The sequence below is a fragment of the Marinobacter sp. V032 genome (assembly GCF_052645435.1).
This window is the reverse complement of the sequence record NZ_JBQXYE010000002.1, coordinates 222,528-247,230: the sequence shown is the minus strand read 5'-3', so window position 1 is coordinate 247,230 and position 24,703 is coordinate 222,528. Positions and strand designations below refer to the sequence as shown.

The 24,703-nt window shown below is 54.9% G+C and carries 23 protein-coding genes and 1 tRNA gene; 3 read left to right on the top strand and 21 right to left on the bottom strand.

The annotated features are described in order from the left end of the window. Positions 1-2 precede the first annotated feature (2 nt). From secF to ACUN9X_RS12630, 18 genes are all read right to left on the bottom strand, one after another. Positions 3-956, bottom strand: coding sequence for a protein translocase subunit SecF (secF, locus tag ACUN9X_RS12715; protein WP_260037704.1), 954 nt, complete (start codon positions 954-956; stop codon positions 3-5). Beyond that, complete coding sequence (secD, locus tag ACUN9X_RS12710; RefSeq protein WP_445473329.1) at positions 949-2,826, bottom strand: protein translocase subunit SecD; 1,878 nt, start codon at positions 2,824-2,826, stop codon at positions 949-951. The genes secF and secD overlap by 8 nt, the downstream gene beginning before the upstream one ends. Positions 2,827-2,976: 150 nt before the next feature. Beyond that, on the bottom strand, positions 2,977-3,342 hold the full coding sequence (gene yajC / locus ACUN9X_RS12705; protein ID WP_445473328.1) for a preprotein translocase subunit YajC: 366 nt from the start codon (positions 3,340-3,342) through the stop codon (positions 2,977-2,979). Between the two features lie 51 nt (positions 3,343-3,393). Further along, positions 3,394-4,524: a tRNA guanosine(34) transglycosylase Tgt gene (gene tgt, locus ACUN9X_RS12700; protein ID WP_260037980.1), complete on the bottom strand. Its 1,131-nt coding sequence runs from the start codon at positions 4,522-4,524 to the stop codon at positions 3,394-3,396. Positions 4,525-4,538: 14 nt separating this feature from the next. Then, the gene (queA, locus tag ACUN9X_RS12695) at positions 4,539-5,609 is read right to left on the bottom strand and encodes a tRNA preQ1(34) S-adenosylmethionine ribosyltransferase-isomerase QueA (protein WP_260037707.1); all 1,071 of its coding nucleotides are present in this window, start codon (positions 5,607-5,609) and stop codon (positions 4,539-4,541) included. A gap of 228 nt (positions 5,610-5,837) precedes the next feature. After that, a tRNA-Leu gene (locus ACUN9X_RS12690) sits at positions 5,838-5,924 on the bottom strand. Between the two features lie 203 nt (positions 5,925-6,127). After that, the gene (gene flgL, locus ACUN9X_RS12685) at positions 6,128-7,660 is read right to left on the bottom strand and encodes a flagellar hook-associated protein FlgL (RefSeq protein WP_445473327.1); all 1,533 of its coding nucleotides are present in this window, start codon (positions 7,658-7,660) and stop codon (positions 6,128-6,130) included. 23 nt (positions 7,661-7,683) lie between these two features. Next, complete coding sequence (gene flgK, locus ACUN9X_RS12680; RefSeq protein ID WP_445473326.1) at positions 7,684-9,720, bottom strand: flagellar hook-associated protein FlgK; 2,037 nt, start codon at positions 9,718-9,720, stop codon at positions 7,684-7,686. A gap of 5 nt (positions 9,721-9,725) precedes the next feature. Then, the gene (flgJ, locus tag ACUN9X_RS12675; protein WP_445473325.1) at positions 9,726-10,790 is read right to left on the bottom strand and encodes a flagellar assembly peptidoglycan hydrolase FlgJ; all 1,065 of its coding nucleotides are present in this window, start codon (positions 10,788-10,790) and stop codon (positions 9,726-9,728) included. 8 nt (positions 10,791-10,798) lie between these two features. After that, positions 10,799-11,896 (bottom strand): flagellar basal body P-ring protein FlgI, encoded by a 1,098-nt coding sequence (locus tag ACUN9X_RS12670; protein ID WP_445473324.1) that lies wholly within the window; start codon positions 11,894-11,896, stop codon positions 10,799-10,801. After that, a complete protein-coding gene (flgH, locus tag ACUN9X_RS12665) occupies positions 11,893-12,567 on the bottom strand; it encodes a flagellar basal body L-ring protein FlgH (protein WP_260037711.1) in 675 nt (224 codons plus the stop codon). Before flgH ends, ACUN9X_RS12670 begins: the two co-directional genes overlap by 4 nt. A gap of 47 nt (positions 12,568-12,614) precedes the next feature. Continuing rightward, positions 12,615-13,403 carry a flagellar basal-body rod protein FlgG gene (gene flgG / locus ACUN9X_RS12660; RefSeq protein ID WP_260037712.1) on the bottom strand — a complete coding sequence of 263 codons (789 nt, stop codon included), beginning with the start codon at positions 13,401-13,403 and terminating at the stop codon, positions 12,615-12,617. 114 nt (positions 13,404-13,517) lie between these two features. Continuing rightward, positions 13,518-14,276, bottom strand: coding sequence for a flagellar basal body rod protein FlgF (locus tag ACUN9X_RS12655; RefSeq protein ID WP_260037713.1), 759 nt, complete (start codon positions 14,274-14,276; stop codon positions 13,518-13,520). Between the two features lie 125 nt (positions 14,277-14,401). Beyond that, positions 14,402-16,357 (bottom strand): flagellar hook protein FlgE, encoded by a 1,956-nt coding sequence (locus tag ACUN9X_RS12650; protein ID WP_260037714.1) that lies wholly within the window; start codon positions 16,355-16,357, stop codon positions 14,402-14,404. 21 nt (positions 16,358-16,378) lie between these two features. Further along, positions 16,379-17,053, bottom strand: coding sequence for a flagellar hook assembly protein FlgD (locus tag ACUN9X_RS12645; protein WP_260037715.1), 675 nt, complete (start codon positions 17,051-17,053; stop codon positions 16,379-16,381). A 22-nt stretch (positions 17,054-17,075) separates the two neighbouring features. Continuing rightward, positions 17,076-17,522 carry a flagellar basal body rod protein FlgC gene (gene flgC / locus ACUN9X_RS12640; protein ID WP_260037716.1) on the bottom strand — a complete coding sequence of 149 codons (447 nt, stop codon included), beginning with the start codon at positions 17,520-17,522 and terminating at the stop codon, positions 17,076-17,078. A 31-nt stretch (positions 17,523-17,553) separates the two neighbouring features. Next, entirely contained in the window at positions 17,554-17,958 is a 405-nt protein-coding gene (gene flgB, locus ACUN9X_RS12635) for a flagellar basal body rod protein FlgB (RefSeq protein WP_260037717.1), read from the bottom strand. Between the two features lie 200 nt (positions 17,959-18,158). Next, positions 18,159-18,716, bottom strand: coding sequence for a nitroreductase family protein (locus ACUN9X_RS12630; RefSeq protein WP_445473323.1), 558 nt, complete (start codon positions 18,714-18,716; stop codon positions 18,159-18,161). 233 nt (positions 18,717-18,949) lie between these two features. Between ACUN9X_RS12630 and ACUN9X_RS12625 the strand changes: the two genes are divergently transcribed. Together ACUN9X_RS12625 and ACUN9X_RS12620 are read left to right on the top strand one after the other, a co-directional pair. Continuing rightward, positions 18,950-19,261, top strand: coding sequence for an Mpo1-like protein (locus ACUN9X_RS12625; RefSeq protein ID WP_445473322.1), 312 nt, complete (start codon positions 18,950-18,952; stop codon positions 19,259-19,261). Position 19,262: 1 nt separating this feature from the next. Continuing rightward, a complete protein-coding gene (locus tag ACUN9X_RS12620; protein ID WP_445473321.1) occupies positions 19,263-20,675 on the top strand; it encodes an adenylate/guanylate cyclase domain-containing protein in 1,413 nt (470 codons plus the stop codon). A 39-nt stretch (positions 20,676-20,714) separates the two neighbouring features. Here the strand turns inward: ACUN9X_RS12620 and queF are convergent, their stop codons facing one another. The 3 genes from queF to ACUN9X_RS12605 are packed head-to-tail and all read right to left on the bottom strand — an operon-like array spanning position 20,715 to position 23,263. Next, positions 20,715-21,533, bottom strand: coding sequence for an NADPH-dependent 7-cyano-7-deazaguanine reductase QueF (gene queF / locus ACUN9X_RS12615; protein ID WP_260037724.1), 819 nt, complete (start codon positions 21,531-21,533; stop codon positions 20,715-20,717). A gap of 21 nt (positions 21,534-21,554) precedes the next feature. Next, on the bottom strand, positions 21,555-22,328 hold the full coding sequence (locus ACUN9X_RS12610; protein ID WP_260037725.1) for an ABC transporter permease: 774 nt from the start codon (positions 22,326-22,328) through the stop codon (positions 21,555-21,557). Continuing rightward, a complete protein-coding gene (locus ACUN9X_RS12605; RefSeq protein WP_260037727.1) occupies positions 22,325-23,263 on the bottom strand; it encodes an ABC transporter ATP-binding protein in 939 nt (312 codons plus the stop codon). Before ACUN9X_RS12605 ends, ACUN9X_RS12610 begins: the two co-directional genes overlap by 4 nt. Positions 23,264-23,557: 294 nt before the next feature. On the opposite strand from ACUN9X_RS12605, the gene ACUN9X_RS12600 reads away from it, so the two are divergent. Next, positions 23,558-24,673, top strand: coding sequence for an organic solvent ABC transporter permease (locus tag ACUN9X_RS12600; RefSeq protein WP_260037728.1), 1,116 nt, complete (start codon positions 23,558-23,560; stop codon positions 24,671-24,673). Positions 24,674-24,703 lie beyond the last annotated feature (30 nt).

The following is a 24,703-nucleotide window of genomic DNA, read 5'->3' as shown; positions in this document are numbered from 1 at the left end:
GACTACATCCGGTTCAGCCACTCTGGCGGCTGCTCTTCGTCAGTCGCTTCTCCTGCTCCTTCTTTTGCAGGCACAATCAGGTCTTCACGGGTAACACCCAGGAGTATCAGCAGGTTTGCAGATACGTAGATGGATGAGTAGGTACCCACGACGATACCGATAATCAACGCAACCGCGAAGTTGTGAATCGCCTCACCACCCACAAGGTACAACGAAATGAGTACAGCCAGTGTAGTGCCGGAAGTATTCAGCGTACGCGTTAGGGTTTCGGTGATTGACTGGTTAACGATATCTTCGGTCGTACCTGTCCGCAATTTACGGAAATTCTCGCGGATACGGTCAGATACGATGATTGTATCGTTCAACGAGTAACCGATAATGGCCAGCAGCGCTGCCAACACACTCAAGTCGAAAGTCCATTGGAACAGCGAGAAAATCCCCAGTACAACGATCACATCGTGGGCCAGAGGCAACACCGACGCGACGCCAAACTTGAACTGGAATCGCATGCCGACATAGATCAGGACGACAAACAGGGCGAGCAGCATACCCAGCCCGCTATCTTCCTTCAGCTCGTCGCCAACCTGTGACCCCACAAACTCGGCCCGGACCATATCGACCTGGTCGCCATTTGCCCGAAGATCAGCTGCCATCTTGCGACCGAGAGAATCATCAAAGTCCTGGGGCAAACGCACCAGAACAGACGTATCCTCGCCAAAGTTCTGAACCACAAACTCTTCATACCCGGCAGCATCGAGCGTTTGGCGCACTGCGTCCAGTGAAGGCGCCTCTTTGTATTCGAACTCAATCGAGGTGCCGCCGGTGAAGTCCAGGCCGAAATTGAGGCCATTGAACGCCAATATGCCAATCGAGAGCACAACAGCAATCAACGATCCCACTGACGCCGAACGGCGCAGCGCCATAAAGTTGATTACATTCTTCCCTAATCTAGCCATTGGTGACACGCCCCCCGATCGCAAGTTTTTCGATTTTGCGACCGCCATAAACCACATTAATGATACCGCGACTGACCAGCAATGCCGTGAACATCGAGGTCAGAATACCGATGCATAGCGTAACCGCGAACCCTTTGACCGGACCGGAGCCCATCGCGAACAGAATGATCGCAACCAACAAGGTCGTGATGTTGGCATCAAAGATTGAAACAAATGCGCGCCCGAAGCCAGCATTAATGGCACTTTGCGGCGGTACCCCGAGCCTCAACTCTTCTTTTATACGTTCGAATATCAGCACGTTGGCATCCACCGCCATACCAACGGTCAGCACGATACCGGCAATACCCGGAAGCGTCAGGGTGGCCGTCAGAATCGACATACAGGCCACTAGCATCATCATGTTGATTGCCAACGCAATATTCGCCACCAGCCCGAAGAACCGGTAGTACACCAGCATGTAAAGCAGCACCAGCGCGAGACCAATCGTGACCGACAGGATGCCGGAGTCGATATTCTTCTGACCCAGGCTTGGCCCGATAGTGCGTTCCTGCACGAAGTACATGGGCGCGGCAAGTGAACCTGCGCGCAGCAATAGCGCGAGCTCCGATGCTTCAGGAATTGAATCCAGACCGGTAATCCGGAAGCTGCTTCCCAGAGTGGACTGGATCGTTGCCAGGCTGATGATGCTGCGATCAACCTTGCGCTCTTCCACTTCCTGCAGCTTGCCGTCTACCCGCTTCTCGACCGTTTCGGTACGGTACTCGATAAACAATACCGCCATGCTACGCTTGATCGCATTGCGGGTCGCGCGGGTCATCATATCGCCGCCGGTGCTATCCATCGTGATATTGACCTGCGGCTGGCCGTTCTGATCGAAACCTTGCTGCGCATTCGAGACGTTTTCACCGGTGACGATGATGTCCCGCTCCAGACGTGCCGTGCGATTTTCGTTGTCGCGGAAGGGATAAACCTCGGTTGTGCCGGATGGCGCATCCTGCTTGGCGGCAAGACGGAACTCGAGATTTGCAGTAGCTCCCAGTACACGCTTGGCCTGAGCCGTGTCCTGAACACCCGGCAACTCGACCACGATACGATCCCGGCCCTGGCGCTGAACCAGAGGTTCCGCAACACCCAGCTCGTTAACCCGGTTGCGAATGGTCGTCAGGTTCTGCTGCAGTGCGTAATCCTCGATATTTCGCACTTCCTGCTCGGAAAGATTGAGCTGGAGAGTGTATTCACCCTCACCCGCCTGCTGCTCATCCAGCAGAAACTCATTGTATTGAGCACGCACAAGATCGAAGGCTTCGTCTCGTGCCGCCTCATCACGGAAAAACAGCTGAATGGAATTGCCATCAACAACGTCACCACCGCGGTACCGGATACGCTCGTCACGGAGCTGACGCTTGATTTCACCGGCATAAACGTCGAGGCGCTGCTGCAATGCGCTCTCCATATCGACTTCCAACAGGAAGTGGACACCGCCGCGCAGGTCGAGGCCCAGTTTCATTGGTCCCGCACCAATGCTTCGCAACCAACCCGGAGTGGTGGGTGCCATATTGAGAGCAACCAGATAATCCCGACCCAGTGCTTCCTGAACGATCGGGCGGGCGCTGAGCTGCACATCGCCGTTTTCAACGCGAATCAGGGCATCAGGGTTATTGAGCTTGGCACCTTTAACAGTAATGCCGCTTTCTTCAAGCGATGAGACCGCACGGTCCAGCGTGGCCTGATCAACCTGGGTACTGCTGCGCGCGCCGGTAATCTGGATTGCATAGTCATCCGGATAAAGGTTGGGGAGCGCGTAAAGAAAACCGATCACAATCGCGACAATAATCACGATGTTTTTCCAGAGCGGGAATTTATTGAGCATGGAATGCCTTATCTGCCGGCCGGAGCCAGCCCTGTATCTTTCTCGGAAACTGTCATGAACCGCAGGATGCCGTTCAGACCAGTGTCAAAAACCTCCGCGAAGCTGCGGACCTGAATGCAAAAGGGGCACTGTCGTGCCCCTCAATCAGGATCAAACGTCCTTGAGTGTGCCTTTCGGCAGTGCTGTAGCCACAGCGACTTTCTGCACTTTGACTTCAACATTGTCAGCCACTTCCACCACGATAAAATCGTCGGTGACACGGGTAATCCGGCCGGCGATACCACCTGAAGTGACGACTTCGTCGCCTTTACCCAAACCTGCCATCAGCGCTTTGTGCTCTTTTGCACGCTTGGACTGCGGACGCCAGATCAGTAGGTAAAAAATCAGGATAAAGCCGGCGAAGAAGATAACGTTTCCATACACACCCATGCCCTGGCCAGCAGCAGGATCCTGAGCCATGGCCGCAGCAGGCATGGCCGCGAGAATAGCAATCAGTGCATTACGCAAAGCTTTCATTCAGTTACTCCGTTTTTGATTGAAATCTGTTTCCCGCACCGGGACGGCATTTCAGGCTTCAGGCGTCGCCGTCAAAGGCGGAACTGATTGATCCCGAAGTGCATAGAACTGCTCAACAAAGTCCGACAATGTACCTGCTTCAATGGCACCACGCAATCCGGCCATCAGGTTCTGATAGAAGCGCAGATTGTGGATTGTGTTGAGCTGCGAACCCAGCATTTCGCCACAACGATCGAGGTGATGCAGGTAGCCCCGTGAAAAATGCTGACAGGTATAGCAATCACAACGGGAATCTACCGGCGATGTATCGCTCCGGTGACGGGCGTTGCGGATCTTGACCACCCCTTCTGAAGTAAACAGGTGTCCGTTGCGCGCGTTGCGGGTGGGCATCACGCAGTCAAACATATCGACACCACGGCGCACACCTTCGACAAGATCTTCAGGCTTGCCAACACCCATCAGGTAGCGCGGTTTGTCTGCGGGCATCTTAGGAGGCAAGTGATCCAGAATCCGGATCATGTCTTCTTTTGGCTCACCAACCGAAAGACCGCCAATCGCGTAGCCATCGAATCCAATGGCTTCGAGACCTTCCAGCGACTGGTCACGCAGCGCCGGGTACATTCCACCCTGCACGATACCGAACAATGCAGACGGGCTGTCGCCATGGGCCTTTTTGCTGCGCTCAGCCCAGCGCAGCGACATTTCCATGGAATCCTTTGCCTGCTTCTCGGTAGCCGGATACGGCGTGCATTCGTCAAAAATCATTACGATATCGGAGCCGAGATCTCGCTGAACCTGCATCGAGATCTCCGGCGAGAGCTCCACCGGGGAGCCGTCCACCGGCGAACGGAATTTCACGCCCTGTTCACTGATTTTGCGCATCTCGCCCAGACTGAACACCTGGAACCCGCCGGAGTCGGTCAGGATTGGCCCCTGCCATTGGGTGAAATCGTGAAGGTCACCATGCTCCTTTATAACCTGGGTACCCGGGCGCAGCATCAGGTGAAAGGTGTTGCCCAGAATAATCTCAGCGCCAATTTCTTCGATGTCACGAGGCAGCATGCCCTTGACCGTGCCGTAAGTGCCGACAGGCATAAACGCTGGTGTTTGAACTTCTCCACGCGGGAAGCTGAGTGTTCCGCGGCGGGCACGGCCATCAGTCGCGAGGGTTTTAAACGTCATGAAACAGCGTTCACTCATGATCTGGACTCCTGGACGGCCGCTGCAGCGACTGAGGGCAACTGCCCGGTCACAAACATGGCATCGCCATAGCTGAAAAAGCGATAGTGTTGATCGACAGCTTCACGATACGCCGCCATCACGGGGTCATAACCGGCAAATGCGCTTACCAGCATGATTAATGTGGATTCGGGTAAGTGGAAATTGGTGACCAATGCGTCGACACAACGAAAGCGGTAGCCGGGATAGATGAAAATATCCGTCTCACCCTGAAATGTGGTGAGCTCGCCATTAACCGATGCTGATTCCAGCGAGCGGACCGATGTCGTACCGACGGCTATTACCCGCCCACCACGGGCACGCGTGCGCTGAACCGCCTCTACGGTAGCCTGAGGCACATCGGCGACCTCACTGTGCATATGGTGGTCACGGATGTCATCAACACGCACAGGCTGAAAAGTACCCGCACCGACGTGGAGAGTGACAAATGCCTGTTCTACACCGCGCTCAGCCAATTCGGCCATCAGGGTCTCGTCAAAATGCAGCCCTGCTGTCGGTGCAGCAACAGCCCCCGCCTCACGGGCGTAAACGGTTTGGTAGCGCTCCCGGTCAGCTTCATCATCAGGGCGATCGACATAGGGCGGCAACGGCATGTGCCCTACCCGTTCCAACAGATCGAGCACCGATTCAGCTCCGCCGGCAAGGGACAGGCAGAACAACGCGTCTTCACGACCAGTGACAGCGAACTCGCCACCACCTTCAACCCATATCTTCTGGCCGGGCTTGGGTGATTTGGACGACCGGATATGAGCCAGCAATTGCTGTTGGTCCAGCACTCGCTCAACAAGAATTTCCAGCCGACCACCGGTTTCCTTTTGGCCAAACAGGCGCGCAGGAATAACCCGGGTGTTGTTGAATACCAGCAGATCACCGGGATTTATGAGGTCGAGAAGATCACGAAACTGACGGTGGGCGGTCGCGCCTGTCGGACCATCGAGGGTCAACAGGCGGCTGGCTGAACGCTGCTCAAGTGGATAGCGTGCAATCAGCTCGTCAGGAAGGTCGTAATGGAAATCGGAGACTTTCATGAGGATTTAACCAGGCATCCTGTACCTGCCTGAAACCGCATCGCAGAAGTGCATTGCGATGACGCCCCAACACATACATGGACGCACTCAGACATGGTTCCGGAGGTGAGATTCGAATCGCTGTCCAAATACTGTCTATGAAAACACGAACAAAAAAGAGTAATCAGACGCAAAATCAGTTTATTTGCCGGTGTATTGGTTGGTAAGCAATGGATTTAACCATTTCAATGGTAGCGGAGGCCGGACTCGAACCGGCACGCCCGTGAAGGCAACGGATTTTGAATCCGTCATGTCTACCAATTTCATCACTCCGCCAAGAGCTTACAAACAACCGACAATACTTCGAGAAAACCGATGAGGCCAGCAAGGGAGCTGCAATAAAGCTGTCAGCGCGACCCGCTCCGTTTGCGAGTCTTCCGATCTCGCTACCCCTGCGTTCGAAGAGTGTGGCGATTATACTGACGTCGCTCGCAAGGTCAACTGCCTGCGCGTATAACCGCCCTCTCGAATATCGCCCGTTACAATTTGTCGAACAGCGACAAGCGGGATACCTGAGCAAACGAAAGCTGGGCGGCCTCAAGCACAAAACTCTGGAAGCTCAGGCGACTGACCGCCTCAGCATAATCGACATCCTGGATTTCGGACCGGATCTGCTCGGTGTATACCGAAGAATCTGTCAGGAAATCGCGCGTTGTTTCGATAGCGTTTAGCCGCCCACCGATCTGGGTTTGGGTGGTCAGGATGCTCTCCTGCACATTGTCCAGATCCGCCAGCGAGTTTGCGATCAACTCATCGAAGGCTTGTTGGCCACTGGCCACTGTCGCCGTGACCGGTCCGCTCTGAAGGTCGAGATCCTCAAACTTGGTTCCCGTGACAACCATTTGGCCGGTGGCTGTACCCCCGTCGTCTGCCGCAAACTCGAGATCTCCATCCAGAGACGTGATCACTAGATCTCCATTGCCATCCAGCTCTGCGCTGATGTTGGCAGTTGCCGGGTCGTTATTGAGATTGATTGCATCCCGCAAGCTTGCAACATCTGTCATACCGGTAAAATCGACACCATTGATCGTGAGCGTGTCGTCACCATCCGGCGTAAAGGTTGCAGCCGGGATAGTCGCCACAGCCGGTGATTTGGCCTGATTTTCAAGACCGTAAATCAGCTTTTCGACGGTGGTGAACATGGACTGCTTTTCGGCAGTTTTTATCACAAAGCTGTCGCCATCAGCCGCGCCGGTAATTTCAAACTGAATACCGGCAACCCGAATACTCTCGCCGCTGACATAGTTGGCCGGTGTTGGTGTGAGATCCGCACCGGACGCCCGGTTTGTCACTGTAAAGGTACCCGCAGTGGCATCAACCTGCACCACCAGGTCAGCCGGATAAACACCGTTGAATACCTCCTGATCCAACACCATACCCGAACTGATTCGCGCAGGGGGATTGGACGTGTTGGCGCTACTGGCTTCGGCAAAAAACGTCGGGTTATTCGATGGAATATCGACAAAGAGCCCTTTGCCGTTATCGCTAATCGCCACTTTCACGCCGTTATCAATTTCAAGCTGGCGCTGACCTTCATCCCCCTGATAAACCCAGTCACCCGAGATATTCTGGGTAAAGGCAGGCGTATTCCCCTTGAATCCACTGAAGATATATTCACCGGAGGCATCGCGGGTATTGGCCAGCGAACCAAGCTGGTCCAGCCTTTCCCGCAGTTCAGCAGCCACTGATTTCCGGTCAGACTCCGACAATGCGCCGTTACCCGCCTGCACGGTAAGCTCCCGCACGCGCTGCACTACATCTGTGATGCTGGCGAGCGTGCTTTCTTCCTGCTGCAACCGGTTCTCGGCAAGACCTGCCCCGCGCTGGAACTGCTCGATCTGAGCCGTCTCCTGCGCCAGCTTCAGTATACGGGCTGCTGCTACCGGATCATCGGACGGATTGAGCACGCGTTTGCCGGTTGAGATCTGCTCATCGGTTTTCTGCAGATTACTGTTAAGGTTCTGCAACCGGCTGATCCCGCCGCTAAAAATCTGCTGTGATGAAATACGCATATTAACTCCTCACTCCGAAGAGCTTACCTGAAGGTGCTAAGCAGGGTGTCAAACAGATCCTGAGCAACGCTCATGACTTGCGCAGAGGCGTTGTAAGCTGCCTGATACTGGATCAGCTTGCCGGCTTCCTCATCCAGGTTGACACCCGAGACAGATTCCCGCTGATTGGTGGACTGCTCCAGCAATGCGGCACCTGCGTCTTTATCCAACTGGCTTTGACGTGTGGTCACGCCCACCGTCTCGACCAGGCCACCATAAGCCTCACTGAAGCTCTGGTTTCCGCCATTCATTGTGTTCTCTGTACCCAGCCCACCCAGGATTTGAGCGTTACGGTTATCAGAGACACCATCGGTGTTGTAATCGATGGTAAACATGTCACCCGCTTCAGGGTTACCGTTGATCTCAAACTGGAAACCGCGGTAGTTAGGGTCCGACGGGTCCTCGGAAAATATCTTGTTCGAAATACCTTCCTGGAAAGTCTGCCCCGTCATCGGTGGTGTAAGCGGCACCGGGTTTGCCGGATCGCTGGCATCCAGAATGTCGTAGGTTGTCGCCGAGGTAAAACGGACTACCAGAGGCGGTGAAAGCTCGCCCCGCTGCGTAAAGTTCGACAGTGGCACATTGGTGAGCGGGTTGTTCACGCTCAGCATGGTGCCCTGGGAAATACTACCTGTGCCGCTATTGCCCAGATCGGCGTCCGCCGTGATCGGTGTTGCGAAAGCGAGATCCTCTTCACGCTCAATCATCAGTTCAATATCAGCGGCGGCATTGCGGGTCGGGTTGACCAGAAAGCTGTCGCCATCCTGAAACTGACCTGATTCAACAACGATATTGAATCCCGGCATGGAGATTTCGGCCGGCAACGGATCCGGCAACTGCCCCTGGCGCAACACCTTCCCAGTCTGGGTATCAACAACCGCAAAATCCTCGCCGTTGTTTCCACTGAACTTCAGCTCGTAATTAACACCGGCAAGATCGGCACTGTCAGTGATTTCAACGCCCACCACGCCACTCTGGGGCGGCAAGTTGTTGGCATTGGGCGTCACGCGCCCCAACTGGGCCTGACGGCTATTGATGTCCGTAAACATCAGGCCGCCAAGATCACCTTCCAGATCCATACCAATCTGGTGCTGCTGGTTCAGTTGCTGGGAGACCGCAATCGCAATGCGGCCCAACTGTCCAAATGCCGGCTCAAGCACTTTAGTCTGGAAGGTACGAAGCCCGCCAAGCTCGCCGCCTACGATCTGGCCCGTCACATCCGCAACCCGGTTACCCGTTTGCAGTTTGAACACCAGCTGATTCGGATCCGAGTCACTGTCGGCTGTTGTGAGAGACGACGCGCGATCCCCCGTTACCAGCGCCTGCCCTCCGGCCAGTGACACATTGATTTGACCGCCATCCACGGGTGTCACTTTGACCTGAACCAGTTCAGACAGCTGGCGCAACTGCTCATCGCGCTTGTCGAGCAAGTCGTTTGGCATCTTGCCCTGCGCCAGACCCGGTGATTCTGATATGGCGCCGTTCAGATCCGCGATGCTCGACAGCAACGAATTGATATCAGCCGTCGACGCCTGCATTTGCGACCTGACGGATTCCCGCTGCTGAATCAACGACGAGTTCAGCGACTGGAATCGCGTCACCAGCCCCTGGGCTTCGCTCAATACAAGCTGACGCTGGGGCAAAGCCGCTGGATCTTCCGCAGCACTTTGAAGGCTTGTGAAGAAGTTGTTCAGCGCAGTATTGAGGCCGGTGGTTTCGCCACCAAGCAGATTGTCCAGTCGGGTCAACTCGCTGTTCAATGCGCTTTGCTCACCGAACAACGAGGTGTCCGATCGCAGTTGATTCACGACGAAGTCGTCCGCAACCCGTCTGATATCTTCGATGCTGACACCGGTACCAATAGTACCGGCGCCGGTATTGATTCCCGACCGGGCATCAAAGATGACCTGCTGACGGCTATAACCGGGCGTATTGGCATTGGTAATATTATTACCGGTTGTATTCAGCGCGCTCTGGTGTCCGAGAATGCCGGACAAACCAATATTGATCAGGCCTGCCATCAGAATTACTCCTCGTTACCAGTGCTTTGTGGGTTGAAACCAAACGACAGAGGATTCATTGAAAGCGATTCCCCGGTAGCGGTATCAAATGCGTCAAACGTGTCGCTGTTCATGATGCTGCGTATTTTTGCGCCGTAGTTCGGGTCGGTGGCGTAGCCCGCCGCCTGCAGACGATCAGCGAATTCTTCCGGTCGATCCGCCGCTTCCAGCACATCCCGGTATCGAGGATTGCGATTCAGGAATTCAACATAATCGCTGAAACTTGCGCTGTAGCTATCGTAACTTCTGAACGCTGCCCGCTCGCTCATTGGCACGCCCTCGCGGTATTCCGTCGTCATAATATCGACAGCGCCGCCGTCCCAACGGGTGTCTGCCTTTATGCCAAACAGGTTGAAGCTTGGCTCCCCTTCAGAGCCCTCAATCATGTGCTTGCCCCAGCCGGTCTCAAGCGCGGCCTGAGCCACCATTACCCGAGGGTCAATACCACTATCACCTGCGGCTTCAGCCGCCATCGGCAACAGTGTTTTGACGAAATGCTCGGGTGAATCAAACTGGGCTGGAAGCCTCGCCGTGTTCGACATTTTCACAGAGGCATCTGCCCCTGTGGCTGTGACTGACGCTTCTGAATTTGCCAGCTTGCGGACTTCTTCAACCTGTGCCGGCAGTTTCGGTGACAGCGAAGGCAGACTGCGATCGTAATCCGCCAGCGTGGCCCTGTGCTTGCCGGTTTTGACACCCTCAGCCGTCATTCCTGGAATTTGACGTGACATCTGGCGTTCCAGCACCTCTGCCAGACCAAAACCCTGCTGCTCGCTGACTGACAGGGTCAGCTGGTTATCAAACATATCCTGATAGAATTTTGACTGGTTGGTATTCAGATAATTGCCTTCGGCGAACACGTCATTCACCTTCCGCATGGACTTCACCATCTCGGACAGAAACAGACTTTCAAACTGCTTGGCGACTTCTTTCAGGGCAGCACTTTTATCTGTGCGCGCCTGGGTTTTAAGTGCGTTCAGGCCACCGAAGTCGTTGTAAATCTGTGCTTGCTGAAGACGTGAATCCTGCATGGCGCGACCTATATCACGATCAGCTCGGCGCGCAGTGCACCGGCTTGTTTAAGCGCTTCCAGCACTGCCATCACATCGCCGGGGGCAGCGCCCACCTGGTTAACAGCCTGCACAATGTCATTCAGCGTGACTGCGGGTCCGAACTTGAACATCCGCGACGGCTCCTGGGTGGTCGTAATTGTCGATTCCTGAGTGACCACTGTGTCGCCACGACCAAAGGCGTTGGGCTGGCTGACGACCGGGTTTTCCTCAATGGTCACCGTCAGGTTGCCGTGAGTAACTGCGGCAGGGCTGACGTGAACGTTCTGCCCGATCACAATCGTGCCGGTGCGGCTATTGATCACGACCTTGGCGACGCCTTCTGCGGGCGATACTTCAAGATTCTCGAGCACTGACAGAAAACTGACGCGCTGCGACGGATCCCTGGGCGCTTTCACAGAGATCGAGGTGGCGTCGTGGGCGTAGGCCATATCGGGCCCCAGCGTGCCGTTAATCACTTCCACCACCCGGCGTGCGGTAGTGAAGTCCGGGCTCATCAGATCAAAGGTAATGGTGTCTCCCTGACTGAATGGCGACAGCACTTCCCGCTCCACCGAGGCGCCATTGGGAATCCGGCCAACGCTCGGCAGGTTAACGGTAATCTTGGAACCGTCAGCACCTGATGCGCCAAAACCACCCACGACAAGGTTTCCCTGAGCGAGCGCATATACCTGTCCGTCAGCGCCCTTGAGCGGCGTCATCAACAAAGCACCACCACGCAGACTTTCAGCGTTACCGATAGAGGAAACGGTAATGTCGATTTCCTGACCGCGCTTGGCGAACGCAGGCAATCTGGCCTGAACGGTCACCGCCGCGACATTTTTCAACTTGGGATTCACGCCCGGCGGCATGGTGACGCCAAACTGGTTCATCAAATTCCGGAACGTCTGGTCAGTAAATGGCGCCTTGTCACCGGTGCCATCAAGCCCGACCACCAGACCGTAACCCACCAACTGGTTGGAGCGCACACCCTGCACCCGGGTCATGTCCTTGAGGCGGTCAGCCAGCAACGGCTCGGCAACCAACGCCAGAAGACAGAATGCGACGATCGTTCTCAAGCCGTTCATAACGGAAACCACTCACTGTTGAAGAACCGCGACAACCAGCCCATACGGTTGGCCTGATCAAAATCACCGGTCCCGCCGTAGCCAATGCGGGCATCGGCAATACGGTTGGAGGACACGGTATTGTCCGGGGTGATGTCCTGTGGACGCACCAGCCCGGTCAAACGGATAAATTCATCGCCATTGGTCAGGGATAGCCACTTCTCACCACGGATGCGCAGAATACCGTTGGGATAGACTTCTGTGACCGTGACGGTGATGCTGCCGGCGAGGCTGTTGCTCTGATCAGCTTCTGCCTTGCCTTCGAAATCCCGCTCCATGCTTACATTGGTTTCCAGGCCAAGCTTGTTGAGACCCAGGATTGCGCCATTGTTAAAATCGACATCATTATCTTTGGTGATCTTGCTATCGGCGTTTTTGGAGGCTTTGGTTTGCTCTTCAAGCGTCACCATCAGAATATCGCCAACATTGAGCGCGACAGTGTCACCGTAAAAATTGAAGTTGCGGGAGGTCTGGTAAATCGCACCGGAGGAGCGGTCACGCTGCAACATGGCCTGCGCCTTGACCGGCGCATAAGCCGGATCGTCAGGCACGGCACGGGGACGCGTCGCAGCCGCGCAGCCCTGAAGCAGCACCAGCACGAAGACGATAATTGGCGTTAGTGTTGAATGCATCTGGATGATCCTCCGTTAACCCGGGACTCGTTGCCCGCGCTCATGCCTTAACCGATATTCTGGGTAATGAACTGCAACATCTGGTCGGTTGTCGACACCACCTTGGAGTTCATTTCATAGGCGCGCTGAGTGGTGATCATATTGACCAGTTCCTCAACGACCTGAACGTTCGACGACTCTGTCATCCCCTGCTCGATCGTGCCGAGCCCGCCGATACCCGGTTCACCTTCCTGGGGATCACCACTGGCATTGGTTTCACGGTAGAGGTTGTTACCCACCGCCAGCAGACCTTGCGGATTGACGAAGTTCACCAATGTGATGTCGCCCAACTGGACCGGCGCAGCCTGATTCTCGATCACCGCCGAAACCGTGCCGTCCGTACCGATTGTGATGCTCGTGGCGTTATCGGGTACATTGATGTTGGGTTCCAGCGGATAGCCATTGGCATTCACCACATCACCGTCAGAGTTCAACTGAAACTGACCGTCGCGGGTGTAGGCAATTTCGCCATCAGGCAGCAATACCTGCAAAAAGCCACGACCGTTAACCGCCATATCAAGCGGCTGCTCGGTTACCTGCAGGTTGCCCTGGGTAAACTGCTTGGCAGTGCCCGTCACCCGCACACCCGTACCCAACTGAAGACCGGAAGGCAGCTCGGAGTTCTCGGTTGACAGGCCACCGGGCTGACGCTTGACCTGATAAAGCAAGTCCTGAAACACCGCCCGATCGCGCTTGAACCCGGTGGTATTCACATTCGCCAGGTTGTTGGAGATCGTGGTCATGTTGGTGTCTTGGGCGCTCAAGCCCGTTTTACTAACCCAAAGTGCTGGATGCATTGTTCATTCTCCTCGTCGGGATAGTGCGTCAATCCCGGTAATGAGCGGTGTCGGAGGTTAATGCGGCGAACATTTGCCGCTTTTCAGAAACCGTCACCGTTTCAGATTCTGTTATCAGAGGTTCTGCAACAGCCGTGCCGTTGCGTCGGAATTCGACTTGGCGGTCTGCATGACCTTGACCTGCATTTCGTACTGGCGGGCCAATTCCATATTGGAAATCATCTCCTCCACCGCGTTGACGTTGGAGCTTTCAAGAAATCCTGATTCAACCCTGACAGTGGCATCCAGAGGTGCTACCTGGCCCGCGCCACCAACCTCCCCCAGCTTGAGACGCATAAAACCGTCAACACCTTTTTCCATTGCCTCTCTGCCAGGGTTGACCAGTTTGAGCCGGTCAACCTCCACCAGCTGGTCTGGCGGGCCGCCAACCGGGACAATGGATACCGTGCCGTCCGAGCCAATCAGCAGGTTGTCGTAGGGTGGCAATGCGACCGGACCACCATTACCGATAACCGGTTCACCGGATGAGGTCCGCAGGATGCCGTTCACATCCACGCTTAGGCTGCCGGAACGGGTATACACCTCTTCGCCGTTTTGGGACTGCACCGATAACCAGCCGTCACCACCAACCGCAACGTCAAGTTTCCGTCCGGTTTCCATTAGCGATCCGGCAGACATATCGGTGCCCGGCCGCTCAGTCATGGCATAGGCGCGTGTTGGAAAGTGTTCACCGTAAACGGGCATGCTCCGGGCCTGCGCGTAGTCCCGCTTGAAGCCGGTAGTCGACACGTTAGCGAGGTTGTTCGCATGGGCCTGCTGGGCCAGCATGGTCTGCTTGGCACCGGACATGCCGATAAATACCGCTTTATCCATAGGAAAACTCCTGCCGGATTATTGACTCAATAAGAGTGAATAAGCAGAAGTCGTGCCAGTATTAGAAAAGACGATAACCACGGGCCTCGAGACCCGTGGTTATCGTTATCAGAAGGGAACTGCGCTTATCGCAGGTTGATAATTGTCTGGGTTACAGCGTCTGCCGTTTCGATGGTTTTGGCGTTCGCCTGATAGTTGCGCTGGGCAATGATCAGGTTTACCAGCTCTGCTGACAGATCGACGTTGGATTCTTCAACCGAACTCGCGGCAATTGAACCCAGGGTGCCGGTATCAGGCGAGCCGATAATCGGCTGACCGGACTCGAAAGTCTCTACCCAGCTGGTATCCCCCACCGGTGCCAGACCCTCGGTATTGCGGAAGCTGGCCAACGCAACCTGCCCCAGGGTTTGGGACTGACCGTTTGAGTAACGGGCAAACAGCACCCCTTCAGTCGAGACATCCAGGCCGGACAATCGACCCGTGGTATAGCCATTCTGGCGCTGATCATTGACGGCAAATTCACTACCAAACTGCGTGGTGTCATCCAGATCGAGCGTGAAGTTTGAGCTGACCGGGGGATCAGGGATAGGAGTCTGCCCCCCGTTCGCCACCAGGCGTGGACCATCGGCACCGTTAGGCTGCCCGTTCGCATCCAGCGGCGTCCAGTTGGAAATCAGAATTTCCTTGTCGATCGAGCCGTTCACGCTTTCAAGTGTGCCATCTTCAGTGAACTTGAGGTCATACCGGGCAAGCGACGGCTCACCGCTGGTATTTGGGGGATCACCCACGTTCTCACCGTCGATCTGAACATACAGCGACCAGCTATTGCCCTGATTGGCGCCGTTATTGGGCTCCTTCACGTAGTACTGGGTCATCACGTGCGAGTTGCCCAGACTGTCATAGATCGTTGTTGAGGTGGCGTGGTTGTAGGTTTTCTGATCGTCAGGATCAAACGTATTGGAGGTAAAGGCCGACGGTGTAACTCCATCCAATACAGTCGAAGTCGATGGCGGTGTTGCCGCTGCAGTCATCGCGACGTCCCGATCAAGTGTCACGCTCAGCACACCCACCTGTGTCGACGGATTGGTCTTGTCAGCAGACAACGCGCCCCCGGCATCAAAACTCATACTGCCGCCCGTACCGGTCGTATCCTGATAACTCAGGCGCAAGGTATCGCCACGGCTCGAAATGATGCGGAGATTGCCCGAACCATCAATCGTTGCATTCAGGCTGCTGAGTGATGAGCCATTGATATCATCTGCAAGCTGGGACAACTGCTGGGCTGTTGTCAGTGCATTACCGCTCGCATCAGTGCCGCGCACAGTAAAGTCGACCCCCTCCAGCGTAAAAACGTCGTCCGGCTGAATATTGCCGCCATTCAACAGCACCTCGGTACGCGCTGACGCGCTGACGCCTTCTTCCTGGTTCAAGGATTCCGCTACGGCACTCGCCGAGCTGCCAGCCGTAACCGGCACATTCCGACTGGTGCCATCAGGATAGGTAATCGTAAGGGTCTGGGGCCCGATGCTGGCTCCCGCTGCCGGCGCGTTAGTTTGAATGCGCGTCCCGCTGACTTCCAGCACCGACTGGCGCGAGTCCAGGTTCAATTCGGATCGCAGATTGGTAGTTCGACGTGGAGCCAGGTTGTCGCTATCGATAAACAAGTCACCGCGCACGCCCGAAAGATTGCCGTCAGCGTTCGCCTGAAAGCCCTGAACGCGCATGCCCTGGTTGTTAACGACAAAGCCGTCTTTATCAAGACCAAACTGTCCTGCCCGGGAATAACGCACTTCACCGTTATTATTCAGAATAAAGAAACCATCGCCGTCAATCGCCATGTCCAGGCCATTGTCGGTAAAGCTGATATTTCCCTGCCCGAATGTTTGCTGAATATCCTGCACACGGACGCCATCCCCAATCGGGTTGGTACCGGATGACAGAAAACCATTGGCATAGAGGTCGCCAAACTGCACCCGGCTGTTCTTGAAGCCCACCGTGCTTGCGTTGGCAATGTTATTACCGGTGACATCCAGGTCAACCGAGGCGGCCCGAAGACCACTAAGTCCAGTATTGAACGCCATACCTCACCCCGACTGTATGTGTTAGTTAATTTGACTGACGTCTGACAGCGCGATGGATCCCATCCCCGCCAGATTGAGCGTGACACTGCCTGCGCTGCCCAGCGAAACGCTGTCGACATTGGCGCTGATCAGGGTGCCGAGCTGCTCGGAACCTGACGGATAACTGCCTTCAGCCTTAATTATGTAGGCCCCCGGATCCAGCGCTTCGCCGCTTCCGTTAGTACCGTCCCACTCAAAGGACGTCTGACCGGCCTGCGCAGGACCAAGATCGATTTGTCTGACCAACTCACCGCTGGTATTCATGATGGAAACCCGCAGGCTGGAGGTGGATGCAGGCACATTCACTACACCCTTCATCTCACCCGCTGATGACAGAATGCCGGTCTGAGATGGCACCAGCACGGTCCGGCCAACCATGGCCGACGCCTGCAGAGCCTGCGTTGAGCGGAACTGGCCGACCACATCATCAACTGATCCAGCCAGACTCTGAATTTCTTCAAGCGAGCTGAACTGCGCCAACTGCGCAATAAAATCGCCGTTGTCCTGGGGCTCAAGCGGGTTTTGATTGTTCAGCTGGGCCAGCATCAACTCCATGAACTCGCCCTTGCCAAGCTCATCAGAGGACGAAGAAGCTTTCGAAGCATTCTGGTACTGGTTCAGTACGCTGGCTGCGGCAGTGTTATCAACTGTACTCATGGCTTACTCCTACCGGGCCGGCTTATTGTCCAAGTGTCAGGATGCGCTGCATCATCGACTTGGCGGTGTTCATGACATCAACGTTCATTTCGAAGCTGCGCGAAGACGACATCATGTCCGCCATTTCTTCGACAACATTCACGTTGGGATAGAAAACGTAGCCATCTTCGTTTGCCGCCGGATGATCCGGTTGGTAGCGCATCTGCAGATCTTCATCACTCTCCACAATGCCCTCAACCTGAACCCCGGTGGAGGCAGCAGAGTTTGCACCCCAGCCTGCGCCAAACGCGTCACCGCTCATTACATCCTGCTGAATGGCTGCGAATACCGGCTTGCGTGCCCGATAGGTCTCTTCTGTGCTGGAACTGGCAGTTTCAGCATTGGCAATGTTCGAAGCGGTCGTATTCAGACGCAGTGACTGAGCAGTCATACCCGAACCGGCGATATCAAAAATGTTTCCGAGCGACATAATCTGCCTCCTCAATTATCCGGGGATCGGGTTATTGGCCCGTGATGGCCTTGCTCAGACCGGTAAATTTGCCATTCAGAAACTGAAAGCTGGCTTGATAATCCATAGAATTGCGCATGAACCGAGCCTGTTCCTGCTGCGCATCCACCGTGTTGCCGTCGATGGATGGCTGATAAGGCGCGCGATAAAGCAAGGTTGCCCGGTCACTCATGGCCGCTGCAGTGTCAATGTGGCCGGAGTCGGTTCGTACCATCGCCAGATCACTATCAACACCCGACTGAGCCGCACCCAATGCAGCCTTGAAATCGACGTCGCGCGCTTTAAAGCCCGGTGTATCGGCGTTTGCCAGATTATTTGCCAGTACTTCGGCACGCTGTACGCGCATATTCAGCGCCTTTTCGTGAATGCCGAGTGCATTGTTAAAACTGATGGCCATGATGTCTCCCGCAGGTTTTGCCGCGATTCTGCTTTCCACAGACTAAGCAACTGCGATGCCATCTTTTAAAAACCGTGTAGCGGCGGGGTTTTCAGGGAGAAAAGATTAAAACGGGGATTAAGAAAAGAGGCAAAAAGAGGAAATGCGGCAAGCCCTTTCCTCCTTAACCCGACACTGACCTGCCATCAGCACTTGCGCAACTAGCCTGGCCAACGTGAGACGAAAGCATCGGGGTCGGGGCGATCAATCGCCGGCTTTTCGGAAACAGGTGTACCAACATAGAGAAAGCCGACGATCGACTCGTTTGGGGCAAGCCCCAAGCCTTCAGCGATTACCGGATTATAGGCAATGGAGCCGGTGCGCCACATACCGGCAAATCCCTGCGCCTCCAGCGCCAGCAGGATATACGCCATGCCGCAACCAGCCGAAAGCGTCTCCTCAATAGGCGGCACTTTAGGATGACCGTGATGGGACGCGATACCCACAATAATCATCGGCGCGCGGCGCGTCATACCTTGCAGCTTCTCCACCGGCAAAGCCGTGGGATTGGCCGCATCGGCCGTTCTGGCAAACACCTCGCCCAATGCGTCCAACCCGTCACCTTCAATTACCAGATAACGCCAGGGTCTGAGTAACGCATGGTCCGGCGCCCTTGCGGCACATTTGAAAACGGTATCGAGTACCGATGCGCCGGGTGCCGGCGACTCGAGACGTGGCTCTGATGACCGGTTCAGAATTTGGCTGATAACGTCCGTCATAACACTCCTTGGGACTGAGGCCGCTGCGCGGGCGCCGGGTAACCCCCAGCGGGCAACGCAAGTGATGAGTTAGCGAATTGTGAGGCTTATGTAATACTGTTAATCTGTGCCAAAAGGCAGTCAGTAGCCGGATAAACCAAATATTACGTCATTAACGGTAACCGGAAAATCTGCTGACAAAGGCCTCGCAGGCCTTCGCAAACACTATAACAACAACCTCGCTGCGGAAAGTCATGACTCAGGAAACAAAGTTCAACAGCTTTGCGGAGTTCTACCCCTATTATCTGGAAGAGCATCGCGACCCAACCTGCCGCAGACTGCATTTTGTTGGCAGCGGGCTGGTGCTGCTCGTTATTGCTGTCGCGCTTATAAGTAGACAGTGGGGTTACCTCTTGCTGCTTCCCGTTATCGGGTACGGGTTCGCTTGGGTCGGTCACTTCTTTTTTGAAAAAAACAGACCCGCTACCTTCAAGCATCCTTTGTACAGCTTGCTGGGCGATTGGGTCATGTTCCGGGATATGCTCACCGGCCGGATTCGGTTCTAGAATGATGAATGCACCGTTGGCCGCCTCCAAACAACTTGTTATTGATGCCCAGAACAAGCCGATCGCAATCCCGCCGATGCCGGACTACAACGGGCGGGTGCTGGCCTACGCGGGTGCCGCGGCCATTATCTTTGCCGGCCTTTTGACAGAGACCTTCGCTGACTGGCTGATCTGGCTTGTTCCCGCTGCGTTGTTATGGCCCCATGCCGCCCACTTTATAACGCGCCGGACCATGCTCAAACGATCCAGTCGCGTGCGTCCCAAAATGCTGCTGATCGATTGCGCGATTGGTGGCGCATTTATAGGCCTGGTGGGTCTGATTGCGATTCCGTCTTTTGCCATTTTCATGATGCTGACTTTCAGCTGCATGTTAATTGGCGGCATTCGTCAGTGGTTATGGGGCATGCTCTGCTTCTCAGTGACAACCGTCACTGTGTTCGCACTCCACGGCCCTGCACCGACATTCAACTCGCCGCTTCTATTGAGCATGGTGGCGCTGTTCGCTACGGGTTTGTATATCGGGATCACCGCTTATTACGCCCATCAGCAGGCCCGCGCCCTGATGACGGCCAAGACCCAGATCCAGTATCAGCGGGAACAGTCCATCGCCCTCTCCCACAAGCTTTCCAAGTACCTGTCGCCCCAGGTATGGCAATCCATTTTCACCGGCGAACGCGATGTCAGGCTCGAAACGCAGCGCAAGAAGCTGTCCGTTTTCTTCTCTGACATCAAAGGATTCACCGAGCTTTCCGAGGAAATGGAGCCGGAGGCGCTGACCGAACTTCTGAATCACTATTTCAACGAGATGTCCCAGGTAGCGCTCAAGTACGGTGGCACAATCGATAAGTTTGTAGGCGATTCGATTATGATTTTCTTTGGTGACCCGACTAGCCGGGGTCCTCGAGAAGATGCCCTCGCCTGTGTGGCGATGGCCATTGATATGCGCAAACACATGAAGATCATGCGTCAGAAATGGCGCAGCCAGGGCATCAAGACACCGCTGGAGATCCGCATGGGCATTAGCGCGGGCTACACGACAGTCGGCAACTTCGGCGCTGAAAACCGCATGGACTACACCATTATCGGCAAGGAAGTGAACCTGGCCAGCCGCCTGGAATCACTCGCAGACCCAGGCGAAATTCTGATTTCCTATGAAACCTTCTCTCTGATCAAAGACAAGATCATGTGTCGGGACAAAGGTGAAATTTCAGTAAAAGGCTTTGGCCGACCGGTTCCGATTTACGAAGTCGTTGATTTTCGTCGCGATCTGGGTACAGACCGGAGCTTTCTGGAGCATGAACACGCGGGCTTTGCCATGTATCTTGATTCAGAAAAAATCAAAACAACCGAGCGCGAAGATATATTGATCGCGCTCCAGAATGCGCTAGAACGGCTCAGACACGAAGAAAGCTGACAGCAGGGATCGCCTTCCTGCCATCCCCTGGATTAAATCCTACTGCCTGACCAGCCTGGGCATTGCAGGCGGATGCGCCTCCGTACTCCGCCAGGGATTTATATCCAACCCGCCTCTACGAGTGTAATGCGCACTGACCGTCAACTGCGTTGGCTGGCATCGGGTCATAATGTCAGTGAATATTGTCTCGACGCAGTGTTCATGGAAATCCTGCTGCTGACGAAATCCCACCACGTATCGCAGCAATCCCTGCCGATCAATCTTACCGCCAGTGTAGGTGATCAATACCGACCCCCAATCCGGTTGACCGGTGACCGGGCAATTACTTTTAAGCAAATGGGAACACAGCTTTTCAGTGACCTGCTCATCGCCGGCTATCAGCGCTTCAGGGCACCCCTGGTAGCTTTCGATCGTCACGTCTTCGTTATCAATCAACTCGTAACCAGCCGGCTTGCCGATAGCCCTTCCATCCTCATCAACACTGAAAATCCGGCAACCGACAGCCGCTCCGGAGGCGCTCGAAAGATCGCTTTCGATACGCCCCACCACTTGCTCTTCACTGGAAAACACCTCTTGATTCAGCGAATTGAGGTACAGCTTGAGGGATTTGGATTCGATGATATTGGGTGATGCCGCGGGCACTTCCAGCACGGCCCAGGCTACCGCAGGTACGCCATTCGGGCGCAACCAGGAGATCTCCCACGCTTGCCAAAGATCCGACCCAAACCATGGCCAGCGGCCATCCTCATGCCCGATGCGACGGCGGTTGTCACTTCGCGGCACAGGGAAAAGAAGTTCCGGCGCATAGGTATCGGGATAGCGGCTGTTCTTCCCCAGCGGTGCATTGTGCAGGGCCATAAATTGAATCTCTCAGAAAAATCAGTGACGAATACCCTGGCCACGGGCCAGCATGCGCAAGCAGACCACAATCAGTCCGACAATAAAGGCCACAATCATGGCGAGTGAGATGCCGACATTAACGTCCGACACACCCAGAATTCCGAATCTGAATGCATTCACCATATATAGAATAGGGTTGATCATTGACACCGACTGCCAGAACTCCGGCAGCTGATGAATCGAGTAAAATACCCCGCCCAGATAGGTCAGCGGCGTCAGTATAAACGTCGGCACAATCGAGATGTCATCAAACTTCGTCGCCAGCATGGCGTTGATGAAACCACCAAGAGAAAACAGCATCGACGTCAATGCGACCGTAAGCACTGTCAGCACAGGATGCTGGACCGAAAGATCAGTGAAGCCCAGCGACACCAGTGTCACGATGAGCCCCACACCCAGCCCTCGCGCCATACCACCGGCAACATAGCCGGCCAGGATGATGTAGTTGGGTACCGGCGATACCAGCAACTCCTCAATGCTGCGGTGAAACTTGATGCCGAAAAATGACGACACAACGTTGGAGTAAGAACTGGTAATGACCGACATCATGATCAGTCCGGGCACAATGAACGCCATGTAGTCGAAGCCGTCCATCTTGCCAATCCGTGAGCCAATCAGGTTGCCGAAGATGACAAAGTACAGGGTCATGGTCACAGCCGGCGGTAACAGCGTTTGTGGCCAGATGCGGGTAAACCGTCTTACTTCCCGGACGACAATGGTCATCAACGCTGTCCAAATCGCACGAGGGCTCATAGTGCACCTCCGGATTGCGCACTGTTACTTTCAACCAGTCTGATAAAGAGCTCCTCCAGCCGGTTTGCCTTGGTCCGCATGCTCAACACCCGAATACCCTGCTGATCGAGCTTGCTGAACACCGTATTCAGATCCTGGCCTTTGCGCACATCGACTTCGAGTTGCCCTTCTGCAGTCAGACGGGAATCGAAAGCCTCCAGTTCAGGGACTTCAGAGAGCGGTTCTGAAAGATCCAGAAGAAACGACTCGACGCTGAGCTGTTTCAGAAGATCTCGCATACTGGTGTCCTGAATAATCTCGCCTTTATCGATAATGGCGATATTGCGGCACAGCGCCTCCGCTTCTTCCAGGTAATGGGTGGTCAGAATAATCGTTGTGCCCTGTTTATTCAGATCCTCAAGGAAGGTCCACATTGACCGGCGCAACTCGATATCCACCCCTGCCGTCGGCTCATCCAGTATCAGCAGCTTGGGCTCGTGCACCAACGCCCTCGCAATCATCAGGCGACGCTTCATGCCGCCTGAAAGGCTCCGGGCCGGACTATTACGACGATCCCAGAGCCCCAACTGGCGCAAATAGCGCTCTGCGGATACCACTGCCTTCTTGGCCGGTATACCGTAGTAACCCGCTTGCGTCACGACGATATCAATGACTTTTTCAAACTGATTGAAGTTCATCTCCTGAGGCACGACGCCGAGCGTCATTTTTGCCCTGGATAGATCGGTATCAATATCGTGACCAAACACGGTGACCTTGCCGCTACTTTTATTGACCAGCGAACAGACAATTCCCAAAGTGGTCGATTTGCCTGCGCCGTTCGGTCCGAGCAAAGCAAAAAAGTCGCCCTGCCTGACTTGCAGATCAATTCCCTTGAGGGCCTCAAATCCGGAGCCGTAAGTTTTGCGAAGATTCTCTATTCGTAATGCGTCAGTCATGAGCGCCTTGAATATCGGTTTAGAAAAAGAAAGAGTGAAACCGCCTTAGATTGAGGCGACACCAGCAAATTCAACCCTGAGCCATAGCCAGCCAATCCGGTTACCCCGATTTCCCCTTTTGCTGCTGCGCAAAAAGCCCCGCAAACATCATGACTTTGGCAAACTGCGACGGGCTTCCAAGAACCCCTCGCATACAGCCCTATAATCGAAAAATATTAAAAGCATGGCGGATTCCGGACGACAGATGCTGCTCAGGTTGCGCATCCCGCCCTCCAAGGACGTATCGAACCCTTTATGAGACTAAAAACCGCACTCCTCGTTGCATCAACACTCATTCTTCACGGCTGCTTTGGCGGCGACAGTGATGATGGCGACGATACGTCGATTGGGCAGATAACCCTGACCGGAATTGGCGGATTGACCTATCAGACTCAAAGTCAGCGCAGCCTCACGGATGCCTCCGGTCGCTACGCTTACTACCCCGGCGAGACGGTTGATCTGAGCATTGGCGATTTGCCGGTCGGTATCGATATTCCAACCGACGATGTTATTACACCGCTCCAGTTTTTGCCTGAAACACGAAACCAGCTTCAATCATCCATAACAGACGAGTATGGCTTGCTCAGCCACAAACCGGTTGAAAAACAGGTTATCCAGAATCCTACGCTGATTAACATCACCCGGTTCATGATGGTGATGGATGATAACGAAACCACCAATGATGGCGGCAACATCTACTTCACTGCCCGCAACATCAGTCAGCTCAACCAGGCAATGGCGTACTTGCCTGACAGCATCGATTTCACCCTGCCAGTCAGTGTCTTTGCCCTCGACGATGAAGATACCGGTGCCATGTCAGTTGCCAACCAGGCGCTCGCCGAAATCTGCTTTTACCCGCCAGACGACGAACTCTGCGAAGACCCGCCAACACAAGCGGAAATCGACGCTGCCCCGGCACCCCCGGAAGCCGACATGCCGCGCGATGAAAACATCGAGTACAAGGATGATCTGGAGAACAAACGCGACCGGATCCTCGCCGCTATCCGCAAGGTAGGTGACGTTCAGCTCCCGGACGTGGAAGAATACCTGCTGCGCGAGCTCGACAAAATCACCACCGAGCGCACCAACCGTTATTACCTGAGCACCGTAACCGCGAACATCAGCGCTTCCGACACGGCTATCCGGGAAGTATTTGTGCGTCTGGTTGGAGGTGAACCCAGCCTGCAGGGACTGGAATCCGTGAGCACCGATGAGATGGCCGTGGTCATTCACAGCACCAGTGCACAGACGCATTCAGCTGAATATTTTGTTGCGGGCGCACCGGAAGACGAGAGCGAAGTGATCGTCAATTTCCGGCCTGCGGACGATTACCGGTGGCTGAGAAAACCACTGAGAGTGATCATTGAATAGATTGAATAGAAAGTAGTCATCGAAGCCTGT

Bases quoted from the DNA above. Each gene is read 5' to 3' on its own strand.
- secF (WP_260037704.1), bottom strand. From the start codon at position 956: ATGGCTAGATTAGGGAAGAATGTAATCAACTTTATGGCGCTGCGCCGT.
- secD (WP_445473329.1), bottom strand. From the start codon at position 2,826: ATGCTCAATAAATTCCCGCTCTGGAAAAACATCGTGATTATTGTCGCG.
- yajC (WP_445473328.1), bottom strand. From the start codon at position 3,342: ATGAAAGCTTTGCGTAATGCACTGATTGCTATTCTCGCGGCCATGCCT.
- tgt (WP_260037980.1), bottom strand. From the start codon at position 4,524: ATGACGTTTAAAACCCTCGCGACTGATGGCCGTGCCCGCCGCGGAACA.
- queA (WP_260037707.1), bottom strand. From the start codon at position 5,609: ATGAAAGTCTCCGATTTCCATTACGACCTTCCTGACGAGCTGATTGCA.
- flgL (WP_445473327.1), bottom strand. From the start codon at position 7,660: ATGCGTATTTCATCACAGCAGATTTTTAGCGGCGGGATCAGCCGGTTG.
- flgK (WP_445473326.1), bottom strand. From the start codon at position 9,720: ATGGCAGGCCTGATCAATATTGGTTTGTCCGGCATTCTCGGACACCAG.
- flgJ (WP_445473325.1), bottom strand. From the start codon at position 10,790: ATGCAGGATTCACGTCTTCAGCAAGCACAGATTTACAACGACTTCGGT.
- ACUN9X_RS12670 (WP_445473324.1), bottom strand. From the start codon at position 11,896: ATGAACGGCTTGAGAACGATCGTCGCATTCTGTCTTCTGGCGTTGGTT.
- flgH (WP_260037711.1), bottom strand. From the start codon at position 12,567: ATGCATTCAACACTAACGCCAATTATCGTCTTCGTGCTGGTGCTGCTT.
- flgG (WP_260037712.1), bottom strand. From the start codon at position 13,403: ATGCATCCAGCACTTTGGGTTAGTAAAACGGGCTTGAGCGCCCAAGAC.
- ACUN9X_RS12655 (WP_260037713.1), bottom strand. From the start codon at position 14,276: ATGGATAAAGCGGTATTTATCGGCATGTCCGGTGCCAAGCAGACCATG.
- ACUN9X_RS12650 (WP_260037714.1), bottom strand. From the start codon at position 16,357: ATGGCGTTCAATACTGGACTTAGTGGTCTTCGGGCCGCCTCGGTTGAC.
- ACUN9X_RS12645 (WP_260037715.1), bottom strand. From the start codon at position 17,053: ATGAGTACAGTTGATAACACTGCCGCAGCCAGCGTACTGAACCAGTAC.
- flgC (WP_260037716.1), bottom strand. From the start codon at position 17,522: ATGTCGCTCGGAAACATTTTTGATATCGCCGGTTCGGGTATGACTGCT.
- flgB (WP_260037717.1), bottom strand. From the start codon at position 17,958: ATGGCCATCAGTTTTAACAATGCACTCGGCATTCACGAAAAGGCGCTG.
- ACUN9X_RS12630 (WP_445473323.1), bottom strand. From the start codon at position 18,716: ATGACGGACGTTATCAGCCAAATTCTGAACCGGTCATCAGAGCCACGT.
- ACUN9X_RS12625 (WP_445473322.1), top strand. From the start codon at position 18,950: ATGACTCAGGAAACAAAGTTCAACAGCTTTGCGGAGTTCTACCCCTAT.
- ACUN9X_RS12620 (WP_445473321.1), top strand. From the start codon at position 19,263: ATGATGAATGCACCGTTGGCCGCCTCCAAACAACTTGTTATTGATGCC.
- queF (WP_260037724.1), bottom strand. From the start codon at position 21,533: ATGGCCCTGCACAATGCACCGCTGGGGAAGAACAGCCGCTATCCCGAT.
- ACUN9X_RS12610 (WP_260037725.1), bottom strand. From the start codon at position 22,328: ATGAGCCCTCGTGCGATTTGGACAGCGTTGATGACCATTGTCGTCCGG.
- ACUN9X_RS12605 (WP_260037727.1), bottom strand. From the start codon at position 23,263: ATGACTGACGCATTACGAATAGAGAATCTTCGCAAAACTTACGGCTCC.
- ACUN9X_RS12600 (WP_260037728.1), top strand. From the start codon at position 23,558: ATGAGACTAAAAACCGCACTCCTCGTTGCATCAACACTCATTCTTCAC.